Raw genomic sequence first — 22,041 nt, 5'->3', positions numbered from 1 at the left:
AGCGCGACGGCGAACACTGAGCACCGGCTGACTTTCCGCAATTGGCGGACGTCCGATGGATAAATGCCGCGAATCTCAATGACATTGCGGCAATATTCATTGCCCGGCAGTTTATAAATATCAACAAACGATTGATCTAATCCATCACCCACCATCGAGGTCGGTTGGCCGCGCCCAAGACCTCGCGTCCGGATTTCCAATGCAAGCTTTCCCCGATGCCCAGGCCCTGCGCTCACCGCGCTCCCTGAACGACCTGCTCCTGTACCGCCTCTTCCGTGCCATGCGCCCGGGCAGCGGCATGGCGACGCGCCTCGTCGAAGGCGGCTTCGGCATCACGCACCGCGAGTGGGGAATGATCGGCATGCTCGCGCAGATCGGCGAGATCACTTCATCGGCTTTCGCCGAACGCCTGCAGCTCGACCGCGTGCGTACCTCGCGCGGCCTGCGCAGCCTTGCTGAGAAGAAACTGGTGGAACGCAGGCGCGACGCCGACGATGGCCGCGAGGTCCACGTGAGCCTGAGCGCCGCCGGCCGCCAGCTGTGCGACGCGGTGTTTCCGAGAATCGCGCGCCTCAACATGGATCTGCTGGAGGCCATCGACGAAGAGCACCTCGACGTCTTCCTCATGTGCCTGCGCCGGATCGAGGCGCGCGGCAAGGAGCTGAGCGCTCTGGGCGTCGTGCCGGAGAAGGCCGACCGCCGCTCGGGCGGCACGCGCCACAGGTGGCCGGGGCGCAGCGCCTGAATGCGGAGATCGTCGGAAATTTGACAGTTCCGGCGCGGCCCGGTGCCTACCATCCGGCACCACATGGACACCCACAAAAAGGACGACAACCGTGCGTCGCGCACCCGGCGCACCCTGCTGACCGGCGGCGTGCTGCTGGCCGGCGCGGCAGCCACGGGCGCCGGCTACGTCCTCACCCACTCCGACCAGACCATCGCCATGGACGATTTCTCCGACCTGCCCCGCGCCATGCGCACCCTCGAGCGCCTGCGCACGACGCCGCTGCGCACCCGCTCCGGCTGGGACCTGGCCCAGGTGCTGCACCACAGCGCGCAGAGCGTCGAATACTCCCTGGACGGCTTCCCCCAGCTCAAGCCCGCGTGGTTCCGCGCCTCGCTGGGCAGCATGGCGTTCGCCGTGTTCTCGGCGCGCGGCAGGATGAGCCACGGGCTCGAAGAGCCCATCCCCGGCGCGCCAGCCATCGCATCAAGCCAGCCGCTCGATGCCGCCGTGGACCACCTGATGACCGCGCTGGCCCGCTTCGAGCGGCACGGCGCCGCGCTCGCACCGCATTTCGCCTATGGCGCGCTGAGCAAGCCGGAGTACACCCGGGCGCATCTCATGCACCTGGCGAATCACTGGGAGCTGGTGGACGCCGGCTGAGACGGGCCCCCTGCGTCCCCGGTGGCCAGGGCACCCGCCGGACACGTCCGGGTATTCTCGATCCATCGAAGACCGATGGAGACGGCGGACATGTACACGGAACAAGGCGGCGAAGGCCCGGACCTGCTTCTCTTGCTGCACGGAATGGGCGCGACGGGCGCCGTGTGGTCGCCCTTGTGCGCCGATGCCGGCACCCGTTGGAAAGGCCGCTGGCTCACGCTTGACCTGCCCGGCCATGGCGGCTCCGGCAGGCAGGACTCCTATGCTATCGGCCAGCATGCAGCGAGCGTCGCGCGCGCCGTGCTGCCGCATCTGCAACCGGAGGGCCGCCTCGTGGTGCTCGGGCATTCGCTGGGCGGCGTGGTCGGCCTCGCGCTCGCCACGGGATGGTTCGGCCTCGTGCCGCATCGCGTCTTCGCGGCCGGCATCAAGATCGCGTGGAGCGACGAGGAAGTGCGCCGCCTGGACTCGCTTGCACTTCAGCCCGCGAAGCTGTTCGCCACCGAAGAGGAAGCGCGCGAGCGATACCTGAAGGTATCGGGCCTCGCCGCGGTGGCCGGTGCACCGGCTTCGGTGGCCGCACGGGGCATCGCACACAGCGACGGCGGCTGGCGCCTTGCGATGGACCCGCGCGCCAACGCGGTGGGCAAGCCGCCGCTATCGGAGCTGATGGCACTCGCGCGCTGCCCCGTTCATCTCGCGCGCGGAGGCAACGATGCGATGGTGACGCTGGAGCAGACCCGCTCGCTCAATGCCGAAGCGCGCGACCTCGGTTCGCATGGACACAACGTGATGGTCGAGGCGCCCGCGCAGGTCTGGGACTGGATGGCGTCCTTCAGCTGACGCGCAGCTCTTCGATCCTGCGGATCGGTATGGCGACTTCGGCGACCTCGGCCACTTCCGCTGCCCGCGCCCTCAGCTGGCCGCATCCGCCGTCGATGTCCTGCCCCGCCGACTGCCGCAGCTTCGTGAGGATGCCGCGCTCGTGCAGCGTGCGGGCGATCTGCTTGCAGCGCTCCCACGAGGGGCGGTTGAACTCCACGCCATCCACCGCGTTGAACGGAATCATGTTCAGCACGCCGAACTTGCCCGAGAGCAGGCGGACGATGCCGTCGATCTCGTCCTGACCGTCGTTGACGCCTTCGAGCAGCGTCCACTGGTATTGGATGGGGTAGCCGCTGGCTCGCGCGTAGCGTTCGCCGGCGGCGACCAGTTCTTCCGGCGTCATGCTGGGCGCGCGCGGAAGCAGCTTCCTGCGCAGCTCGGCCTTGGTGGTGTGCAGCGAAAGCGCCAGCGCGGGCCTGACGCGCTCCTTGGCTAGTCTCTCGAACACGCGCGGATCGCCCACGGTGGAGAACACGAGGTTCTTGTGGCCGACGTTGCCCACGCTGCCGAGCAGCTCGATGGCCTCGAGCACGTTGTCCATGTTGTGCGCCGGCTCGCCCATGCCCATGAAGACCACCTTGCGCACCGGCCTGCGCATGCGCGCAAGCGCAACCTGGGCAATGATCTCGGCGCTTCCCACCTGGCGCAGCAGGCCGTCGCGGCCCGTCATGCAGAACTGGCAGCCGACGGCGCAGCCCACCTGCGACGACACGCAGAGGCCGTCGCGCGGCAGCAGCACGCTTTCCACGGTCTGGCCGTCGGCGAGCGCGACCAGCAGCCGCTCGGAGCCATCGGCACCCGGATGCGCCGCGACCACGCGCGCCAGCCCCGCAAGCTCGGCCTCGATGGCCGGCAGCGCCTCCATCAGCGGTGCAGGAAAGAAGCTCGCGGGCAGGCGCCTGCCGCTGTTCCTGGGCAGGGCGTGGGACCACAGCCGCAGGATGCGCTGCTCGTGGCTGGGGCCGGCTCCGGCTTTTCGCAGCCGCTCTTTCAGTTCGTGGATTCGCATGCGCCCTCTGGGGCTGGAAGCTCTGCGCGCCTGCCGGCGGTGCCGGGTGCGCTGGGGGTGATCGACAAGCCCGGATTGTGCACCTCTAGAACAGGCTCCCCTGCCCCGCCGCGCCCGGAGGCCGGAACGCGGAGACATCGAGCGGAATGCGCTCGCGGTTGTAGCCGAGACGGTTCGTCGCCTTCTGGAAGCGCTGGTGGATCAGGTCGGCCCACAGGCCCGAGCCCTTCATGCGCGTGGCGAAGTCGGCGTCGTAGTCCTTGCCGCCGCGCATCTCGTGGATGCGCGCCATGATGCGGTCGGCCCGTTGCGGGTAGTGCAGCGCCAGCCATTCCTTGAAGAGCGGGGCCACCTCCCACGGCAGCCGCACCACCGTGTAGAAGGCGCTGCGCGCGCCGGCCTCCCATGCGGCTTCGAGCACCTGCTCCATGTCTTCGGTCACGAAGGGAATCTGCGGCGCCACACTCACACCCACCGGCACGCCGGCTTCGGTGAGCGTGCGGATCGTGCGCAGCCGGCGGTGCGGTGCTGCGGCGCGCGGCTCCAGCTTGCGGGCGAGGTCGCCGTCGAGCGTGGTCACGGTGACGTACACGGCCGCGAGGCGGTCGGCGGCCATGGGCGCGATCAGGTCGAGGTCTCGCTCGATGGCACTCGACTTGGTGACGAGCGCGAAAGGATGCCGCGCCTCGCCCAGCAGCTCGATGACCGAGCGCGTGAGCCGCAGTTCGCGCTCGATGGGCTGGTAGCAGTCGGTGGCGGTGCCGATGGCGATGTAGCTGGGCCGGTAGCTCCGGCGCCCGAGCTCGGTGCGCAGCACCTCGGCGATGTTGCGCTTGGCGATCAGCTTGGTCTCGAAGTCGAGGCCGGGCGACAGGTTGAGATAGCTGTGCGTGGGCCGCGCGAAGCAGTAGATGCATCCGTGCTCGCAGCCCCGGTAGGGGTTGAGCGAGCGGTCGAAGTAGATGTCGGGCGAGTCGTTCTCGTTGAGCGCCGACTTCACGTCTTCGAAGCGCACCTCGGTGGCGATGGGCTGCAGCGTCTCGGCCTCGGCCGCCCCCTCCTCCAGCGTGCCCCAGCCGTCGTCGAAGGCGTCGCGCTCGTCTTTCGAGAAACGGTGCGCGATGTGCGTGGCCGCGCCGCGGCCCTTGATGGCGTGGATGGGAATGCGGGCGGCTGGCATGGTCGGCGACTCCTTGGCAACTCGATTTACTGTTTATTCATACAGTATTCCACCGATTCACCGTCGTTGCCTATTTTTTAATTTCTTTCTTGACAGAAATTTCGAGAATCCTAAACTCGGCGCCATGGAACTCACCGACATCCAACGCAAGTTCGTCCTGCACTGGGGCGAAATGGGCTCGCTGTGGGGCGTGAACCGCACCGTCTCCCAGATCCACGCCCTGCTCTTCGCCTATGGCAAGCCCATGAATGCCGAAGAGCTGTGCGACACGCTCGGCGTGGCCCGCTCCAACATCAGCAACAGCCTGAAGGAGCTCCAGGCCTGGAACCTGGTCCGCATCACCCACACGCTGGGCGACCGGCGCGACTACTTCGAGACCAGCGTCGACGTGTGGGAGCTGTTTCGCACCGTGGTGCGCGAGCGCAAGGAACGAGAGTTCGACCCCACCGTGCGCGTGCTGCGCGAGCTGGTGTCCAGCCCCGGATTCCAGAAGGAACCCGCCGACGCGCAGGACCGCATCCGCTCCACGATGGAGCTCATGGAAAAGCTCGCCACCTGGGCCGACGAGATGCTGCGGCTGTCGCCAGGCACGCTCGACAAGGTGATGACGCTGGGTGCCAGCGTGCAGAAGTTCGTGCGCGGCGACTCGCCGCAAGGCGGCAAGAACGGCGGCGACAAGGGCGAAGACCCCGACGCGCACCACGCCAGCCTTCCCATGATCTGAGGCCTCTTTTTTTGCCCAATAATTTCTGTTTCAACAGAAATATCGAGAACAAAGAACACCATGAGCCATATCGCGACACCTGCCTACCCGCTCACGATCTATTTCGATGCGAGCTGCGCGATCTGCTCCGCCGAAATGGGCGCCCTCAAGGCGCGCGACGCGGCGGGCCGGCTTCTGCTGGTCGACTGCTCGCCCTCCGCCTTCACCGGCGGCCCGGCACCGCGCGAGGCGCTGATGGCGGCAATCCACGTCTGCGACGCCGAAGGCAAGGTGCATGTCGGCGTGCCGGCGATCCGCATCTGCCGCACGGCGGTGGGCCTGTCCAGCGGCAGCCTGCTGCTCGACCTTCCGCTCTTCGCGCCGCTGGCCGACCGTGCCTACGCGCTGCTGGCGCGCAACCGCTACCGCATTCCGCGCTGGCTGGCCGCAAGGCTGGCGGGGCACGTTGCGCCGTCCTGCGGCGACGGCAACTGCCGCATCTGAAGAAAAAGCAACAACCACCCGAGGGAACCACCATGCCCACCGTCTTCCAGCCCGACTTCCGCATGCCACGCGAAACGCTTGCGCGCACCCAGTCCGAGAACACCGGCGCCCCCATCACGGCGGAGGACACGCAGGACTACTTCACCGAGGTCGCGACCGACTACAGCGCATGGAGCCCCAGCTACAACATGCACTTCGGCTTCTGGCGCGCGGGCCTGAACCCGCTGCGCCGCGAAGGCATGCTCGTCGAAATGAACCGCGTGGTCGGCCGTGCGCTGCGCCTCGACGACGCGCCCGGCCGCTGCGTGATCGACATGGGCTGCGGCGCCGGCGCCACCGCGCGCACGCTGGTTGGCGACCATGCATCGCTCTACGCGATCACCGTGACCAACGTCGCCGTGCAGAACCGCATCGCCGCGAAGCTCGACGCCGCAGCGGGCGTGGCGGACCGCATGGCGCACATCGAAGCCGACTACACCCGCACCGGCCTGCCCGCCGCCCAAGCCGACGGTGCGTGGGCTTTAGAAAGCGCCTGCTATGCCGGCGGCACCGACAAGGCCGACTTCATCCGCGAAGCCGCGCGGCTGCTGAAGCCCGGTGCGCGCTTCGCAGTGGTCGACGGCTTCCTGCTGCGGCGCAGCCCCGGCCGGCTCGCAAGCTGGCTGCACCGCCTGTGGGCCGACAGCTGGGCCGTACCGACGCTGGCCGTGCGCGAAGACTTCGTCGCCGCGCTGCACGCGCACGGCTTCGAGGACGTCGAAGTGAAGTCGCTGCGCTGGCGCGTCGCGCCCAGCGCGCTGCACATCCCGGTGCTGGCCACCCGCTTCACGCTGGCCGAACTCTGGAAGGCACGCGGCAGGCTCAGCCCGTGGCGACGCAAGCACATCGTGGCCAGCTACTGCGCATTGGCGCTGGGCATGTTCTGGCGCGACTTCGACTACTGCATGGTCACCGCCACGCGCCGCGCCGACTGAGCGCAGCACGAATACAAACAGACAGAGGAGAAGAGGCTTTTCATGCAAAACGATCCCGAAGAAAGCCGGTTCGCCGGGCTGGCCCCCGTCGAACCGCAGCCCGCGATGAGCGAAGAAGCACAGCCCAGGCCCGTTCGCGGCATGCCCTTCGGCTGGTTCTGGCCGATGGCCATCGGCGCCGCGGTCGCGCTGGTGCTGCGCCTGTTCTTCAGCAGCGCCCCCGGCAAGCCTTACTCGGCCATGCTGGCTTCCTTCGTCTACTTCGTGCCCGCGGTGTGCGGCGCGGTCACGGTGTACATGGCCGAGCGCATCGAGCGCCGCAACTGGTGGTACTACATCTGGGCGCCGTGGGTGGCAACCTCGCTCTTCGTCGGCGGAACGCTCGTGGTGTTCATCGAAGGCCTGATCTGCGCGATCGTCATCGTGCCGCTGTTCGCCACCATGGGCAGCGTGGGCGGGCTGGCGATGGGCATCGTGTGCCGCATTACCAACTGGCCGAAGCAGGCGGTCTACAGCTTCGCGATGCTGCCGCTGGTGCTCGGCGCCATCGAGCCCCAGCTGCCCAACCCCGACCGTTTCTCCAGCACCTCGCGCGCGCTCTTCATCGCCGCGCCGGCAGAGCGCGTGTGGCACGAGCTCAACGCCGCGAGCGACATCCGCCCCGCCGAGGTCGGCGACGCATGGGCCTACCGCATCGGTGTGCCGATGCCGGTGTCGGGCGTGACGGTCGATACACCCGAGGGCCGCGTGCGCCAGGTGCAGTGGCAGAAGAACGTGCACTTCGAGGAAGTCATCACCGAGTGGGAGCCCAACCGGCTGCTGAAGTGGCGCTTCCGCTTCTCGCCCGACTCCTTCCCGGCCGGCGCGCTCGACGACCACGTGATGATCGGCGGCCAGTACTTCGACCTGCGCGACGCCACCTACACGCTCACGCCGCGCGACGGCGGCACCGAGCTGCGCGTGGCTGTGTCGTGGCGGCTGAGCACCAGCTTCAACTGGTATGCCGACCGTGTCATGCACCTGCTGCTGAACGACGCCTCGGAGAACATCCTGCGTTTCTACAAGGCACGCGCCGAAGCCACGGCAACTGCGGCAGTTCGATGACGATGCAACCCGTCTTCCAGCAAGCGCTTGGCCCCGCGTGGGACCGGCTCGGCGACGTCATCCGCCGCCACTACACGATGAGGCCCTTCTCCGACGACCATGTCTGCGTGCGCGGCACCATGGACGAGATCTGGCACGCGCCCTGGGCCGCGCTGCTGATGCCGTTCGGGCGGCTGTTCGGCGCGCTGGTGCCGCACCAGGGAAAGGAGGTGCCCGTCGAGGTGCACTACCGCTGCCGCCCTGACAACGCCACGCTCTACTGGGACCGTGTCTTCCGCTTCCCCGGCAGGCCGCCCTTCCACTTCCGCTCGCACATGGAGCACGACGCAGCCCATGGCAGCGAGGTGACCGAGTACGTGCGCTTCGGCATCGGCATGCGCCTCGCGGTGAGCGCGGAAGAAGGCGCGGTGGTGTTCCGCGACCTGGGCTACGTCTGGCGCATCGCGGGGCTGCGCATCCCGCTGCCGCTCGGCCTGTTCATGGGCACCGCCTATGTGGAGGAACGGCCCGATCCGGCCCACGCCGACCGCTTCACCATGAAGATGCTGCTGCGCCACCGCTGGTTCGGCGACGTGTTCCGCTACAGCGGGCGCTTCCACCTCGGCCCGCGAACAGGATCACAATGAGCGCACCATGCCTCGCCGTCCAGAAAACCTCTACGCCCAGTACCACGCCCACGTCTATTTCGGCCCCGACACGCTCGCGCAGGCCAAGGCCCTCTGCGAACGCGCAGGCCACGAGTTGATGGTCGTGGTCGGCCGCGTGCACGAGCGGCTGGTGGGCCCGCATCCGCACTGGAGCTGCCAGCTCGCCTTCGACGCCGCCGAGTTCGACCAGGTCATCGGATGGCTCGAAGCCAACCGCGACGGGCTCGACGTTTTCATCCATGGCGTGACGGGCGACGATCTCGCCGACCACACGACGCACGCCATGTGGCTGGGCGAGGAAAGCGAACTCGACCTGCGGATGTTCCGCCGTTAGGCCGTCTCTTCAGCGCCGGCGCCGTGCACCTTGAAGAAGGCGGCGCCCTCCACCTTCTGCCCGATGGCCTTCTCGTAGGCCGCGCGCACCTCGTCGGGCTGCCCGGCCTGCCCGAAGAAATCCTTCAGGTATGGCCCAAGCAGCGGATGCGCCGCCAGCTCCTTGCGCGGCAGGCCATGGATCATCTCGTCGCGGCACGCCGAGGGCAGGAACACGTCACGGTTCCTTTCCGGATCGCGGATCAGCCCCTTGGGCTCGTGCGCCGGGTCGGCCTGCATCGCCTCCAGCTCCTCGAAGAAGCGGCGGCGCATCATCACGATGCCCTTGTCGCTCTGGCCCAGCTTCTCGCGCGTGCGGTCAGTGATGGCGCCCTGCCCCACCCACACCACGAAGTCCTGGTTGGCGACGTGGCTGGTGATCCATCGGCCCGTCGCCGGGTCCTTGATGGGCCCGTACCAGGAAGGAATGCGCTCCTGCACGTAAGGCTCCTGCTCGTTCGGCACGCGGCTCAGCACCCACAGCACGCTCAGCGTGTTGTGGTCGTCGATGGGCACGCGCCATTCGAAGTGGTGGCCCAGGAAGAAGCCGTTGGGCCACAGCGTGACGCGGCCGGTGGTCCACATCACGTTGTCCTCGCGCTCGCCGCCGCGCAGGCGCCTGTAGACGAAACCGTGCTCGAACTCCTCGAAAGCCAGCTTCAGGTGCGTTGGCACATACGGCCCTTCATCGCCCTGCAGGCGCGTGGTCCAGTTGTTGTGTGTCCACTCGAAGTGCACCGGGTCGATGGAGTTCTCCTGGCACTGGAACCAGTTGCAAGGAATCTGTGCGAACACCGCCTGCGCGAAGCCGTTCGCGCAGTTGAAGAGCTCCCAGTCGGGCAAGAGCGGCGCCGGCTGCGGGCCCATGTAGGCCCAGAGCAGCCCGGCCTTCTCCTGCACGGGGTAGGCCTTGATCTTCGTGTTCCTGCGCATGCGCGCGCCGGGGTCCAGCGTTTCCTCGAAGGGCTGGTGCACGCACTGGCCGCTCTGGTCGTATTGCCAGCCGTGGTAGCTGCAGCGCAGGCCGCATTGCTCGACGTAGCCGTACGACATGTCGGCGTTGCGATGCGGGCAGCGGCGGTCGACCAGGCCGTAGTTGCCGCTCAGGTCCTTGTAGAGCACCAGGTCCTCGCCGAGGATGCGCAGCGGCTTCACCGCCTTGTCGTCGAACTCGCTCGCGCCGGCAATCGGGTGCCAGTAGCGGCGCAGGTAGTCGCCCATCGGCTTGCCGGGGCCCACTTCGGTCAGCAGGCGGTTCTTCTCTTCGCTCAACATTGCTCGGTGTCCTTGTCGCTTGTGTTCAATCGGCGCGGATGCCGAACTCGCGCACCAGCTTGCCGAAGCGCTGGTCGTCGTCGGAAATCTGCTTCGCCAGCACGGCCGGCGCACCGCCCACGGGTTCGATGCCGAGCGCGGCCATCCTGGCCTGCACGTCGGGCATCTTCAGGATCTCGTTGAAGTGTTTGTTGAGCGCCTGCACCACGTCAGCAGGCATCGCCTTCGGGCCGAGCAGGCCCATCCATGCGCTCACGTCCACGTCCTTGAAGCCCAGCTCGATGAAGGTGGGCACCTCGGGCATCAGCTTCGTGCGCTGGCGTTCCGCGACGGCGAGCGGAAGCAGCTTGCCTGTGGCGATGTGGCCCGCCACCGCGCCGGGCGTGATCCAGCCCACGCTGACGTGGCCGCCCAGCGTGTCGTTCACCACCGGCGCCACGCCGCGATACGGCGCGTGGGTGGCCGAGATGCCGGCGTCCTTGTTGAGCAGTTCGCCCGCGATGTGCATCGGCGAGCCCGCGCCCGGCGTGCCGTAGGTGACGGTCTTGCCGGCCTTCGCCCCGGCCACGAGCTGCGCGACGCTCTGGATGCCGCTCGCCGGCGAGGTCACCAGCAGCAGCGGGATGTTGCCGGTCTTCACGATGGGAGTGAAGTCCTTCACCACATCGTGCGCTACGCCGGGGCCGGCCTTCAGCACGTGCTGCGCGATGGGAAAGGTGCTGGGCGTGAAGAGCAGCGTGTAGCCGTCGGCGGGCGCCTTCGCGACCCACACGTTGCCAATCATGCCGCTCGCACCGGGCCGGTTGTCGACCAGCACCGGCTGCCCGGTCCGCTGCGAGAGCTTCTCGGCGTAGGTGCGCGCGATGGCGTCGGTGTCGCCGCCCGCCGGGTAGGCCACGACGATGGTGATGGGCTTCGAGGGCCATGCCTGCGCCATGGCCGCGGTGGCGGCACATAGCGAAAGAACGGCTGCAGCAGCGGCACGGGCCGCGTTTCGATGGTGAAACAACATGCTCTTTTCCTTCTCGGTGGGACGACGTTGGGGTCGAACGCACTGTAGGAACGAGGCTGCGCGGCCAGAAGATATAGTTTCACGGAGTGAAACTTTTTCTGGAGGCCGGCATGTCCGACACCATGGGCACGCAGAGCGTGAAGTCGATCGACGCGCTGCGCCGCGGGCTCGACGTGATGCTGGCCATCCAGCGCTCATCGGCCGTCACGCTGCAGGAGCTGCACCGGCAGACCGGCGTGTCGAAGGCCACGCTGCTGCGCATCCTCAAGACGCTGCAGCAGGCGGGCTGGGTCGAGCGCAGCGAGCACGACAAACGCTACGTGCCCGCGTCGGCGACCGGCCAGTCGGGGCCCGTGGCAGCATGGCGCACGCGGCTTTCGGCGCTTGCTGCGCCTGCACGCGCCACGCTGCAGCGGCTGGTGCCATGGCCCATCGACCTGGGCGTGCGCGACGGCACGGCGATGCTCATTCTCGACACCGACCGGCCGCGCAACGGCCTGGCGGTCAACTACCGCGCGCTGGGCTTCCGGCCGCCGATGCTGCTGTCGTCGCTGGGCCGCTGCTACCTGTCGTTCTGCCCCGAGGACGAGCGGCGCGAGATCCTCGCCGCGCTGGCGCGCTCGCCGAACGACTTCGACCGCAGCGCGCGGCGCCCCGAGAACATCCGACGCATGGTGGCGCATGCGCGCGACCTGGGCTACGTCGCGCGCGACCCGACCTCGACCAGCCTGGATTCGCCCGACCGCTTCGGCGCGGTGTCAGTACCGGTACGGCACGAAGACCGGGTAGTGGGCTGCCTCAGCTGCGCCTGGCTGCCGGCGGTGAAGAGCGAGCGCGAGATCGTCTCGGCCCACCTGGCCGACCTGCAGCAGGCCGCGCAGAACATCGAGCGCAAGCTGGCGCAGGCCGGCTTCGAGCCGCCCCCGGCGAGTTCATGAAGCGCGCTGCTCAGAACTCCGCGTCGAGCTCGTCGATCTCTTCCGGCTCTTGCTTCGCGGCCGTCACCCATTCCTTCATGGCCGGCAGCTCCATCACGCGCTTGCAGTAAGCCGCGCACACGCTGTCTAGCGCCACGTCGTAGCTCAGGAAGCGCGTGACCACCGGCGCGTACATCGCGTCGGCCATGCCCGGCTGCTTGCCGAACAGGAAGGGGCCGCCGTACGCCTTGAGGCATTCGCGCCAGATGGCGACGATGCGGTCGATGTCGGCCTGCGCGCGAGACCACACCTTGAAGTTCTTGAAGTGGGCCTTGATGTTCATCGGCAGCGCACCGCGCATCGAGCCGAAGCCCGAGTGCATCTCGCCGCAGATGGCACGGCAATGGGCGCGGGCCGCCACGTCGTCTGGCAGCAGGCCGGCCTTGGGCTTGATCTCGTTGAGGTATTCGCCGATGGCCAGCGTGTCCCACACCTTCACGCTGCCGTGCTGCAGCGAGGGCACCAGCATCGACGAAGACAGCAGCAGCATCTCGGCCTTCATGGCCGGATCGTCGGGCGGAATGACCTTCTCGCTGAAGTCCAGCCCGGCCAGCCTGCACATCAGCCAGCCGCGCAGCGCCCACGCGCCGTAGTTCTTGCTGCTGATGGTGAGAACGGGTTTGGCCATCGTGAAGCTCCTTGGGCGTTGTGCTGTTGCGTGCAAGCGCCATGCCATGCGGTTGGCCCGCAACTTGCCTGCGAGGTATTCATGCTGTACCGGGCCTACCAGAACCAAGCCGACCTGCTCTCTCCGGCGCGGCTCGCGGCGCAGTACATGAGCAAGGCCCTGTGGAAAGACGGCACGGAGCGCACCATATTGCGGCGCATGGCCGCCCAGTTCGAGGTGTTCTCGCGCATGCGGCTGACCCACACGCGGCCCGACTACGGCATACACAGCGTGGTGTTCGACGGCGCCGAAGTGGCCGTGCACGAGGAGAAAACCCTCGTCTCGCCCTTCGGCACCCTGCTGCACTTCCGCAAGAACACCGATGCGGTGCATCCGCCGGTGCTGCTGGCCGCACCACTGTCGGGCCATTTCGCCACGCTGCTGCGCGAAACGGTGCGCACCCTGCTGCGCGACCACGACGTCTACCTGACCGACTGGCACAACGCGCGCGACGTGCCGCTGTGGCACGGCGGCTTCGGGCTGGACGACTACACGCTGCAGCTCATCCGCTTCCTGGAGGCCGTGGGCCCGGGCGTGCACATGGTGGCGGTATGCCAGCCCTGCGTGGCCGCACTGGCGGCGACCGCGCTGATGGCCGAGGACGACAACCCCGCCACGCCACGCAGCCTGACGCTCATGGCCGGCCCGGTCGATTGCCGCATCAACCCCACGGCGGTGAACAAGCTCGCGACCGACCGGCCGATCGACTGGTTCCGGCGCAACCTCATCAGCCACGTGCCGTGGCCGCACGCCGGCATGATGCGGCGCGTGTACCCGGGCTTCCTGCAGCTGTCGGCCTTCATGAGCATGAACCCCGAGCGGCACAAGAAGCAGTTCGAGGACATGTACAGCCACCTGGTCGAAGGCGACATCGAGAAGGCCCGCACCATCGGCACCTTCTACGACGAGTACCTGGCGGTGAACGACCTGCCGGCCGAGTTCTACCTGGAGACGGTGGAGCGCGTGTTCCAGACCTACGACCTGCCGCTGGGCAGGCTCACCGTGGGCGAGCGCACCGTGAACCCGGCAGCCATCCGCCGCACGGCGCTGCTCACCGTGGAAGGCGAGCGCGACGACATCTGCGCCGTGGGCCAGACCGTGGCGGCGCAAGACCTCTGCACGGGCATCCGGCCCTACCTCAAGACACACCACCTGCAGGCCGGCGTCGGGCACTACGGCGTGTTCAGCGGCAGCAAGTGGAACGCGCAGATCTATCCGCGCGTGCGCGAGACGATTCATGCGGCGGCCGAACTGAACGGCTGAGAGAAACAAGAAAACAATCTGGCAAGGGTCGTGAGGCCTTTGTTTGCCCTCGCGCGCGGGGCTTCCTACACTCGGCCGCCATGCAACGCCAGCCATTCATCCGCAGCACGCCGCGCGCAGTCTTTACTGCGCGGACAGCTGCGGGGTCGCACCAGACCCTCGCAGATCTCTGAGCCCGGCGGTCAGCCTCTTCCTCCCCCTTCTTCAGCACCTTTTCATCGACCGCCGGGCCAAAGCCCCGCGCGGTAGCGCGCCCATGCGGGCGCGCCGCGCCTTCCCCAGCTGAACCCCTCGCCTGTCGCCAGCCGCTTCGCCACGGCTGGCGGCTGGCTTTGCCATGCGGAAAGAGCTCTGACGATGAACAACATCCAATCGATCCTGGCGATCACCGACCTGTCGGCGCACGGCCTGCGCACGGTGGTGCGAGCGGCCTCCATCGCGGCGGCGCACGGTGCGTTGCTGAAGATCATGTACGCACCCGCGGCCTTCGCGGGCCCAGCCGATGCGGCAGGCGGCCTCGGCGCGGTGTGCCTCGAAGTGGCCGGGCGCTTCGGCATCCTGGTCAAGAAGATCGACGACACGCGCGGGCGGCTCGAGGACGCCGCGCGGGAGGCGCACTGGTGCGATCTCGTGGTGATCGGCGACGAGCCCGACCGCTCGCTCGCGGCCTTCTTCCGGGGTCAGCCGGCCGAGCGGCTGCTGCGGGCCGCGCAGCGGCCGGTGCTCGTGGTTCGGCTCCATGCGCAGGCCGGCGGCTACGCGCACATCCTCGTCGCCGTCGACCTCATGGAGGCTTCGCGTCCCCTGGTCGATGCGGCCTGCGCCTTCGACAGTCAGGCCGACATCGAGCTGTTCCATGCCTTCACTCCCATGCACGAAGGCAAGCTGCGCTACGCGGACGTGTCGGCGCACGCGATCGACACCTACCGCCACGCATGCGCCCGCCATGCCCGCGAACGCATGTTGTGGCTGTCCGATGCGTCGAGCGCGCGCCGCAACCGCGTGGTCTCGTCGATAGGACGCGGCGACCCGGCGCGGCAGGCGTCCGTCCAGCAGCAGTACTCCGGGGCCGACCTGCTGGTGGTCGGCAAGCGCGGGCGTTCGGCGCTGACGGATTTCCTGCTCGGCAGCGTGGCGCTGCGCGTGCTGCGGTGGTCCACGGGCGACGTGCTCGTGGTGCCGCATGGCGTGCAAGCACCGAGTTCCACGGCGGTGGTCCGGCGGAGGGCGGCATGACATCGCTGGCGCTGCCCATCCCGTTCTTCTTCCCCTCACTGCCGGGCTGGTGCTTCAGGCCGGCCGAACTGCGCATCGACGTCGATCCGGGCAAGGCCACGCTCACGCCCATCCACGAACGCATGCGCGCCCTGCGAGACCGCCTGCAGGACATGCCGGACCTCGCGCTGGGCGACCCCGGGCTGCGCGCACGCTTTCGCGAAGCCGACGGCGAGCTGTATGTTTACATCGAGGACCTGAGCCGAAACATGCTCGTCGGCTACACCGTCTTCAACCGGCTGATCGAGCTGAGCCGCAGGGCGGAGCGCCACATCCGAGCGCCGCATTCGCAATACCACCCGGCCTGGCAGCGGCGCGGGCTGGCCTCCGCCGTTTACCGCTGGGCGCTGGACCGGGGCATCTGCCTCATGAGCGGCGCTCGGCAGTCGCCGGGCGCGCACGCGCTCTGGCAGAGCCTGTCGCGCCGCTACGAGGCGGCCTTCGCCGACCTGCGCCAAAAGCGATTGCGCTATCTCGGCCGCGAGATCGAAGGCGCCGCGCTGGCCGAGTTGCACACGCGAATGTTCCTGCTCGGCGAAGGCTGGACGCTGGAGCGCTTCCGCATCGAGACGAAGATGGAATGAGGGACCGGCTCAGCGCCGCGCCCGCACGCCCTTGCCGCTCACGCGCCGCACCGTCGCCTCGCCGGCCTGCGGCAGCCGCTCGCGCAGGAAGGCGATGAGCTCCTGCGCCACCACGTTGCGCATCGGACCCGGCAGGTAGGCCAGCACCACGCGGCGCTCGACGCGCGGCTTCAGCAGCGGCACCACGGCCAGTTCGGGGTCGCGCAGCGACGAGGTGTACAGGCGCGGCATCAGCCCCAGCGCCTGCCCGCCGCGCACCAGCGCATAGAGCGTCTCGGAGTAGCTCACGCGGTACGGCTGCGGCCCCTGCGCGAACTGCGCGCGCGCCGGATTGCCCAGCGCGGGCATGCTGCCGCTTTCGAAGAGCACCAGCCGCTCCTTGCCGATGGCCTCCCAGCTGGCGTCGCCGGCCGCCGCCAGCGGGTGGTCGCGCCGCACCACCAGCACCAGCGGGTCACGGAAGAGGTCGATGCAGGTGAGGCCGCCCGGCGGCTCGGTGATGGCGGCCACCGCCATGTCGATCTGGCCGCTGCGCAGCTCGGCCAGCAGCGTGTTCGACGGGGCATCGCGCCACGAGAGCTCCACCTCGCGCCGGCCTTCCGTCTGCAGGAACTCGCTGGCCGCAGCCGCCACGCGCGCACTGGCCGAGGGAATGACGCCGACGCGCACGTAAGCCCGGCCGCGCTGCACCGTGCTTTCGATGTCCCGCAGCGCCACCTCGAAGGTGTTGACCAGGAAGTCGGTGCGCGCCAGCACTTCGGCGCCCACGGGCGTGAGTTCCAAGCGATGGGTCGAGCGGGTGAGCAGCTCTGCGCCCAGCAGCTTTTCCATCTGCTTGATCGCATTGCTCAAGGCCGGCTGCGTGATGGCCAGCCGCCGCGCCGCCCGGCCGAACTGGCCTTCTTCCACCAGCACCGAGAAGAACTGGAGCTGGCGCAGCGTGAGCGCGCGCAGGGGCAAGGCGGCCATGGCGAATCCCGGTTATTGATTCAGTGAATCAAATTATAGAAATTCAAAATTTTCCTTATGAGGGCGCCATTACTAGACTGCCGCCATGACCAGCCCCACGTCCGCGCCCGTTGCCTCCGCAGCGCCCCTCACGCTGGAGCAGATGCTGCACGCCATGCCCAAGGCCGAGCTGCACTGCCACCTGTTCGGCACCGTGCGCCACGAGACCTTCAAGCAGCTCAACCGCCGCGCCGGCTCGCCGCTGGCGGACGACGAGATCGAGGGCTTCTACACGCGCGGCGAGAAGCCCGTCGGCGTGCTGCGGGTGCTGCGCGCGCTCGACGCCCAGCTGGTGCGCAGCGCCGGCGATCTCTATCAGCTCACGTTCGAATACCTGCAGGACGCGGCCGCGCACAACGTGCGTCATGCGGAGTTCTTCTGGAACCCGACCGGCACGGTGCATGAGTCGGGCATTGCCTACCCGCTCGCGCAGGGCGCCATCGTGCGCGCCATCCACGACGCGAAGCAGGAGTTCGGCATCTCCGGCCTGCTCATCGCCGCCATCGACCGCGAGGCCAGCCCCGAAGCGGCCGTGGAGATGGTCGAGTGGGTGAAGGCCAACCGCTGCGAGGAAGTGATCGGCATCGGCATCGACTACCGCGAGAACGACCGTCCGCCGGAATTGTTCGCGCAGGCTTATGCCGAGGCGAAGAAGGCCGGCCTGAAGACCACCGCCCACGCGGGCGAGTTCGGCATGCCCTGGACCAACGTGCGCACCGCGCTCGACGACCTGCAGGTCGACCGCATCGACCACGGCTACACGGTGGTCGATCAGCCTGACTACGCGCGCAAGTGCGCCGAGCGCGGCGTGATCTTCACCGTGGTGCCCACCAACTCGTATTACCTGCGCACGCTGCCGCCCGAGCGCTGGGCGCTGGATCATCCGATCCGCCGCATGCCCGCCCTGGGCCTGCGCATCCACCCCAACACCGACGACCCGACGCTGCACAAGGTCACGCCCACGCAGGCCTGGCTGATGATGGTGCGCGACTTCGGCTTCGGCCTGGACCACCTGCGCGGCTTCATGCTCAACGGCCTCGATGGCGCATGGATCGACGACGCGCAGCGCCGCGAATGGCGCACGCAGTGGAGCGCCGAGTTCGACGCCCTGCGCGCCCGGCTCGCAAGCGAACCCGCCCCCTCCCCCGATCACCAAGGATGACCCACGCCATGAACACGCCCCGCCGCCTGCTGCTTTGTGCAGCCCTTTCGGCCGCGCTCTGCGCCGCCCTGCCCACCATGGCCTTCGCGCAGCAGGCCTGGCCCTCGGCCAAGCCCATCACGCTGATCGTGCCTTTCACCGCCGGCGGCAGCGTGGACGTGAACGCGCGTCTCGTGGCCCAGCGCCTCGGCGAGCGGCTCAAGCAGTCGGTGGTGGTCGAGAACGTGGCTGGCGCGGGCGGCGCCATCGGCGTGGCCAAGGCGGTGAACGCCGCACCCGACGGCTACACGCTGGTGGCAGGCCCCGACAGCGCCATCGCCATCGGCAAGCTGGTGAACCCCTCGGCCTTCCGCTTCGATCCGCTGAAGGACCTGGCGCCGGTGGGCCTGCTCAACACCGCGCCGATGGTGCTGGTGGCACGGCCCGGCCTGGAGGCCCAGACTTTCTCCGACTTCGTGAAGCTCGCCAAGGCCAAGCCCGGCAAGTACAACTACGCGACCTCGGGCGTGGGCACGGTGCTGCAGCTGGCCATGGAGCTGCTGAAGGAACGCAGCGGCATCTTCGTCACGCACGTGCCCTACCGCGGCGGCGCGCAGATCGCCACCGACGTGATCGGCGACCAGGTCGACCTGGCGATGCTGGTGAGCACCAGCGCGATTCCGCACGTGAACGGCAAGCGGCTGAAGGCGCTGGGCATCACCGGCACCAGGCGGCTCGCCGCGCTGCCCAACGTGCCCACCTTCGACGAGATGCCCGGCCTCAAGGGCTTCGACATGGTGAGCTGGACCGGCATCTTCGCGCCCGCCAAGACGCCGCCGGCCGTGGTCGCGCACATCAACCAGGAGCTCAACGCGGTACTGCAGGAAGAAGCGGTGCGCGCCAAGCTGGTGGAACAAGGCGCGCTGCCGGGTAGCGGCACGCCGGAGTCGTTCGCGAAGTTCGTGCAGGCCGAGTACGCGCGCAACCAGAAGATCGTGCAGACCGCCAACATCAAGGAGTGAGCGCATGACCAGGCCCATGCTCTCCCGCCGCGCCCTGCTGCTGGGTGCATCCGCCGCCGGCCTCGCCGGCATGGCATGGGCCCAAAGCCCGAGCCCCGCCGAACTGGCGCAGGCGCTCGCGGGCACGCCCGCCACCCGGCTGCCTCCCTTGGCCGGCAAGCGCCAGGTCATCATCGACACCGACCCCGGCCAGGACGACGCCATCGCCCTGCTGATGGCCATGGCCGCCAGGGATCGGCTCGACATCAGGGCGCTGACCGTGAGCGTGGGCAACCTGCCGCTGACGGTGACCGGGAAGAACGCGCGCATCGTGCGCGACTGGGCCGACCGGCCCGAGATTCCGGTCTACGCCGGCTACCCGCGCCCGCTGGTGCGCGAGCCCATCTTCGCCGACGACGTGCACGGCAAGACCGGCATGGAAGGTCCGACGCTGCACGAGCCGCGCGGCCCGCTGATGCCCACCCACGCGGTGCAGTACATCATCGAGACGCTGCGCGCTGCGCCCCCCAGGAGCATCACGCTCGTGGGCCTGGGGCCGCTCACCAACTTCGCGGCCGCGCTGAACTCGGCGCCCGAGATCAAGCCCGCCATTGCCGAGATCGTGGTGATGGACGGCTCCTGGGGCGTCGGCGGCAACATCACGCCGGCCGCCACCTTCAACGTGTATGCCGACCCGGAAGCGGCCTCGATCGTGTTCCGCAGCGGCGTGCCCGTGACGGCCATGTCGCACGACGCGGCCCGCCGCGTGCTGCTGACGCCCGAGCGCATCGCGCCCTTTCGCGCCATGGGCAACAACGCCGGCAAGGTGGTGGCGGACATCTTCGATTCGATGATGGCCTACGGCCTGCGCCGCCGGGGCGTGGCGGTGGGGCCGATCTACGACCCGTGCGTGATCGCCTACCTGCTGAAGCCCGAGCTCTTCAAGGGTGCGAAGGTGAGCGTGGATGTGGAGACGAAGGGCGAATTCACGACCGGTGCGACGGTGGTCGACTTCCGCGGCTACAACCGCCGCACGCCCAACACGCTGTGGATCAGCGAGGCCGATACCGAGGGCTTCTACACTCTGCTGCAGGCGCAGATCGCGCGCCTGCCCTGATGCGGGAAGAAAAGCCGGCGGCGCTCAGCCGGCCTTCTCGTCTTCCTCGGGCCAGTCGCGGATGTAGGCCTTGAGCATCTTGTTCTCGAAGTTCTGGCTGTCCACGACGGCCTTGGCCACGTCGTAGAAGCTGATCACGCCCATCAGCATGCGCTTGTCCATCACGGGCATGTAGCGCGCGTGGCGCTCCAGCATGATGCGGCGGATCTCGTCGAGGTCGGTTTCGAGCGTGCAGGTGACGGGGGCGTCGTCCATGGCCTTGCGGACCTGCGTGGTGCCGACCTGGCCTCCGTTGCCGACGATGGTCACGATCACCTCGCGGAAGGTGAGCATGCCGACCAGGTCTCCGTGCTCCATGACCACCAGCGAACCGATGTCCTTTTCCGCCATCGTCTTGGCGGCTTCTGCCAGCAGGTCGTCTGGCGTGATGGTGAAGAGCGTATTGCCCTTGACGCGAAGGATGTCGCTGACTTTCATCGTTTTGCTCCTCTGGGAACTCAATCTCGGCTATCTCGGCGGGCGTGCCGTTTTTGAATATAGCCCACAATCGACGCCGACCTGAGCGCCCCTGTCGCGCACGCATGAATTGCAGACGTAACGGGGCATTGCCAGGAGACAACAGCTCAGACACGAGAAAGGCCCTCATGCCCGGATATTCCGACCCCGGTTTCGACACCCTCGCGCTGCACGCCGGCGCCGCGCCCGACCCCGCCACCGGCGCGCGGGCGGTGCCGATCCACCTGACCACCTCCTTCGTCTTCGAATCCAGCGACCACGCCGCGGCCCTGTTCAACCTGGAGCGCGCCGGCCACGTGTATTCGCGCATCAGCAACCCGACCAACGCGGTGCTGGAACAGCGCGTGTCCGCACTCGAGGGCGGCATCGGCGCCATCGCCACCGCCAGCGGGCAGGCGGCGCTGCACCTGTCGGTGGCCACGCTGATGGGCGCGGGCTCGCACATCGTGGCCAGCACGGCGCTGTACGGCGGCTCGCAGAACCTGCTGCACTACACGATGCGCCGCTTCGGCATCGAGACCACGTTCGTGAAGCCCGGCGACCTCGATGGCTGGCGCGCTGCGGTGCGCCCCGAGACCAAGCTCTTCTTCGGCGAGACGGTGGGCAACCCCGGGCTCGACGTGCTCGACATCCCGGCCGTGGCCGACATCGCCCACGAGGCCGGCGTGCCGCTCTTGGTCGATTCCACGCTCACCTCGCCCTACCTCATCAAGCCTTTCGACTGGGGCGCCGACCTGGTCTACCACTCGGCCACCAAGTTCCTCTCGGGCCACGGCACCGTCATCGGCGGCGTGGTGATCGACGGCGGCAGTTTCGACTGGGAAAAATCGGGCAAATTCGCCGAGCTGACCCAGGCCTACGACGGCTTCCACAACATGGTCTTCAGCGAGGAAAGCACGGTGGGCGCCTTCCTGCTGCGGGCCCGCCGCGAGGGCCTGCGCGACTTCGGCGCCTCGATGAGCCCGCACACGGCCTGGCTGATCCTGCAGGGCATCGAGACGCTGCCGCTGCGCATGGAGCGCCACATCGACAGCACGCAGAAGGTGGTCGAGTTCCTCGCGAGCCACCCGTTCGTGTCGCGCGTGGGGCACCCGCTGATCGAATCGCACCCGAGCCATGCGCTCGCGCAGAAGCTGCTGCGCCACGGCGCGCGCGGTGCGGGCGCGGTGTTCAGCTTCGACATCAAGGGCAGCCGCGCGCAGGGCAAGGCCTTCATCGAGGCGCTGAAGATCTTCAGCCACCTGGCCAACGTGGGCGACTGCCGCAGCCTGGTGATCCACCCCGCGAGCACCACGCACTTCCGCATGACCGACGAGGCGCTGGCGGGCGCGGGCATCTCGCAGGGCACGATCCGCCTGTCGATCGGCCTGGAAGACCCGGCCGACCTGATCGACGACTTGAAGCGCGCCCTGAAGGCCGCGGAAAAGGCGGGTGCCTGAG

The 22,041-nt window shown here is 68.3% G+C and carries 24 protein-coding genes; 17 read left to right on the top strand and 7 right to left on the bottom strand.

Annotated features, from left to right (window positions below; genetic code table 11):
* The first annotated feature begins 199 nt into the window (after window positions 1-199).
* The 3 genes from AC1VNX_RS11930 to AC1VNX_RS11920 all read left to right on the top strand — a co-directional run bounded on the left by AC1VNX_RS11930 (window position 200) and on the right by AC1VNX_RS11920 (window position 2,230).
* Complete coding sequence (locus AC1VNX_RS11930; protein ID WP_483156887.1) at window positions 200-745, top strand: MarR family winged helix-turn-helix transcriptional regulator; 546 nt, start codon at window positions 200-202, stop codon at window positions 743-745.
* Window positions 746-808: 63 nt separating this feature from the next.
* Entirely contained in the window at window positions 809-1,387 is a 579-nt protein-coding gene (locus AC1VNX_RS11925; protein WP_483156886.1) for a DUF1569 domain-containing protein, read from the top strand.
* 90 nt (window positions 1,388-1,477) lie between these two features.
* Window positions 1,478-2,230 (top strand): alpha/beta fold hydrolase, encoded by a 753-nt coding sequence (locus tag AC1VNX_RS11920; protein ID WP_483156885.1) that lies wholly within the window; start codon window positions 1,478-1,480, stop codon window positions 2,228-2,230.
* Here AC1VNX_RS11920 and AC1VNX_RS11915 read toward each other — a convergent pair.
* Both AC1VNX_RS11915 and AC1VNX_RS11910 read right to left on the bottom strand, forming a co-directional pair.
* Entirely contained in the window at window positions 2,223-3,281 is a 1,059-nt protein-coding gene (locus AC1VNX_RS11915) for an RNA methyltransferase (RefSeq protein ID WP_483156884.1), read from the bottom strand. The genes AC1VNX_RS11920 and AC1VNX_RS11915 overlap by 8 nt on opposite strands.
* Window positions 3,282-3,366: 85 nt before the next feature.
* A complete protein-coding gene (locus AC1VNX_RS11910) occupies window positions 3,367-4,461 on the bottom strand; it encodes a PA0069 family radical SAM protein (RefSeq protein WP_483156883.1) in 1,095 nt (364 codons plus the stop codon).
* Between the two features lie 124 nt (window positions 4,462-4,585).
* Between AC1VNX_RS11910 and AC1VNX_RS11905 the strand changes: the two genes are divergently transcribed.
* Genes AC1VNX_RS11905 through AC1VNX_RS11880 form a run of 6 tightly spaced genes read left to right on the top strand, consistent with a single transcriptional unit; the run spans window position 4,586 to window position 8,727 of the window.
* On the top strand, window positions 4,586-5,185 hold the full coding sequence (locus AC1VNX_RS11905) for a GbsR/MarR family transcriptional regulator (protein WP_483156882.1): 600 nt from the start codon (window positions 4,586-4,588) through the stop codon (window positions 5,183-5,185).
* Between the two features lie 60 nt (window positions 5,186-5,245).
* Complete coding sequence (locus AC1VNX_RS11900) at window positions 5,246-5,668, top strand: thiol-disulfide oxidoreductase DCC family protein (protein WP_483156881.1); 423 nt, start codon at window positions 5,246-5,248, stop codon at window positions 5,666-5,668.
* Window positions 5,669-5,700: 32 nt separating this feature from the next.
* Window positions 5,701-6,642: an SAM-dependent methyltransferase gene (locus tag AC1VNX_RS11895; RefSeq protein WP_483156880.1), complete on the top strand. Its 942-nt coding sequence runs from the start codon at window positions 5,701-5,703 to the stop codon at window positions 6,640-6,642.
* Window positions 6,643-6,684: 42 nt separating this feature from the next.
* A complete protein-coding gene (locus AC1VNX_RS11890) occupies window positions 6,685-7,746 on the top strand; it encodes an SRPBCC family protein (RefSeq protein WP_483156879.1) in 1,062 nt (353 codons plus the stop codon).
* Window positions 7,743-8,372 (top strand): DUF4166 domain-containing protein, encoded by a 630-nt coding sequence (locus tag AC1VNX_RS11885; RefSeq protein ID WP_483156878.1) that lies wholly within the window; start codon window positions 7,743-7,745, stop codon window positions 8,370-8,372. Before AC1VNX_RS11890 ends, AC1VNX_RS11885 begins: the two co-directional genes overlap by 4 nt.
* A 7-nt stretch (window positions 8,373-8,379) precedes the next feature.
* The gene (locus tag AC1VNX_RS11880; RefSeq protein WP_483156877.1) at window positions 8,380-8,727 is read left to right on the top strand and encodes a DOPA 4,5-dioxygenase family protein; all 348 of its coding nucleotides are present in this window, start codon (window positions 8,380-8,382) and stop codon (window positions 8,725-8,727) included.
* Here the strand turns inward: AC1VNX_RS11880 and AC1VNX_RS11875 are convergent.
* Window positions 8,724-10,040: a Rieske 2Fe-2S domain-containing protein gene (locus tag AC1VNX_RS11875; protein ID WP_483156876.1), complete on the bottom strand. Its 1,317-nt coding sequence runs from the start codon at window positions 10,038-10,040 to the stop codon at window positions 8,724-8,726. The two genes, AC1VNX_RS11880 and AC1VNX_RS11875, sit on opposite strands and share 4 nt — an antisense overlap.
* A gap of 25 nt (window positions 10,041-10,065) precedes the next feature.
* A complete protein-coding gene (locus tag AC1VNX_RS11870) occupies window positions 10,066-11,052 on the bottom strand; it encodes a tripartite tricarboxylate transporter substrate binding protein (protein WP_301511106.1) in 987 nt (328 codons plus the stop codon).
* Between the two features lie 110 nt (window positions 11,053-11,162).
* Between AC1VNX_RS11870 and AC1VNX_RS11865 the strand changes: the two genes are divergently transcribed.
* On the top strand, window positions 11,163-11,990 hold the full coding sequence (locus tag AC1VNX_RS11865) for a helix-turn-helix domain-containing protein (protein ID WP_483156875.1): 828 nt from the start codon (window positions 11,163-11,165) through the stop codon (window positions 11,988-11,990).
* Between the two features lie 10 nt (window positions 11,991-12,000).
* Here AC1VNX_RS11865 and AC1VNX_RS11860 read toward each other — a convergent pair whose 3' ends face one another.
* Window positions 12,001-12,657, bottom strand: coding sequence for a glutathione S-transferase (locus AC1VNX_RS11860; RefSeq protein WP_093051545.1), 657 nt, complete (start codon window positions 12,655-12,657; stop codon window positions 12,001-12,003).
* Window positions 12,658-12,738: 81 nt separating this feature from the next.
* Between AC1VNX_RS11860 and AC1VNX_RS11855 the strand changes: the two genes are divergently transcribed.
* The 3 genes from AC1VNX_RS11855 (at window position 12,739) to AC1VNX_RS11845 (ending at window position 15,818) form a co-directional block, all read left to right on the top strand.
* A complete protein-coding gene (locus tag AC1VNX_RS11855) occupies window positions 12,739-13,959 on the top strand; it encodes a polyhydroxyalkanoate depolymerase (protein ID WP_483156874.1) in 1,221 nt (406 codons plus the stop codon).
* Window positions 13,960-14,316: 357 nt separating this feature from the next.
* Complete coding sequence (locus AC1VNX_RS11850) at window positions 14,317-15,195, top strand: universal stress protein (RefSeq protein ID WP_483156873.1); 879 nt, start codon at window positions 14,317-14,319, stop codon at window positions 15,193-15,195.
* Window positions 15,192-15,818 carry an N-acetyltransferase gene (locus tag AC1VNX_RS11845; protein WP_483156872.1) on the top strand — a complete coding sequence of 209 codons (627 nt, stop codon included), beginning with the start codon at window positions 15,192-15,194 and terminating at the stop codon, window positions 15,816-15,818. Before AC1VNX_RS11850 ends, AC1VNX_RS11845 begins: the two co-directional genes overlap by 4 nt.
* Before the next feature lie 9 nt (window positions 15,819-15,827).
* Here AC1VNX_RS11845 and AC1VNX_RS11840 read toward each other — a convergent pair whose 3' ends face one another.
* Complete coding sequence (locus AC1VNX_RS11840) at window positions 15,828-16,787, bottom strand: LysR family transcriptional regulator (protein ID WP_483156871.1); 960 nt, start codon at window positions 16,785-16,787, stop codon at window positions 15,828-15,830.
* Between the two features lie 85 nt (window positions 16,788-16,872).
* On the opposite strand from AC1VNX_RS11840, the gene AC1VNX_RS11835 reads away from it, so the two are divergent.
* The 3 genes from AC1VNX_RS11835 to AC1VNX_RS11825 are packed head-to-tail and all read left to right on the top strand — an operon-like array spanning window position 16,873 to window position 20,085.
* A complete protein-coding gene (locus AC1VNX_RS11835; protein ID WP_483156870.1) occupies window positions 16,873-17,988 on the top strand; it encodes an adenosine deaminase family protein in 1,116 nt (371 codons plus the stop codon).
* Between the two features lie 8 nt (window positions 17,989-17,996).
* Window positions 17,997-18,989: a Bug family tripartite tricarboxylate transporter substrate binding protein gene (locus AC1VNX_RS11830; RefSeq protein WP_483156869.1), complete on the top strand. Its 993-nt coding sequence runs from the start codon at window positions 17,997-17,999 to the stop codon at window positions 18,987-18,989.
* Window positions 18,990-18,993: 4 nt separating this feature from the next.
* Window positions 18,994-20,085, top strand: coding sequence for a nucleoside hydrolase (locus tag AC1VNX_RS11825; RefSeq protein WP_483156868.1), 1,092 nt, complete (start codon window positions 18,994-18,996; stop codon window positions 20,083-20,085).
* A 24-nt stretch (window positions 20,086-20,109) separates the two neighbouring features.
* Here AC1VNX_RS11825 and AC1VNX_RS11820 read toward each other — a convergent pair whose 3' ends face one another.
* Window positions 20,110-20,562 (bottom strand): CBS domain-containing protein, encoded by a 453-nt coding sequence (locus tag AC1VNX_RS11820; protein ID WP_125951753.1) that lies wholly within the window; start codon window positions 20,560-20,562, stop codon window positions 20,110-20,112.
* Window positions 20,563-20,729: 167 nt separating this feature from the next.
* Between AC1VNX_RS11820 and AC1VNX_RS11815 the strand changes: the two genes are divergently transcribed.
* A complete protein-coding gene (locus AC1VNX_RS11815) occupies window positions 20,730-22,040 on the top strand; it encodes an O-acetylhomoserine aminocarboxypropyltransferase (RefSeq protein WP_483156867.1) in 1,311 nt (436 codons plus the stop codon).
* The last annotated feature ends 1 nt before the right edge of the window (window position 22,041 follow it).

The sequence above is a fragment of the Variovorax sp. TLI9-5A genome, from assembly GCF_056867935.1.
This window is presented reverse-complemented; position numbering and strand designations above follow the sequence as displayed.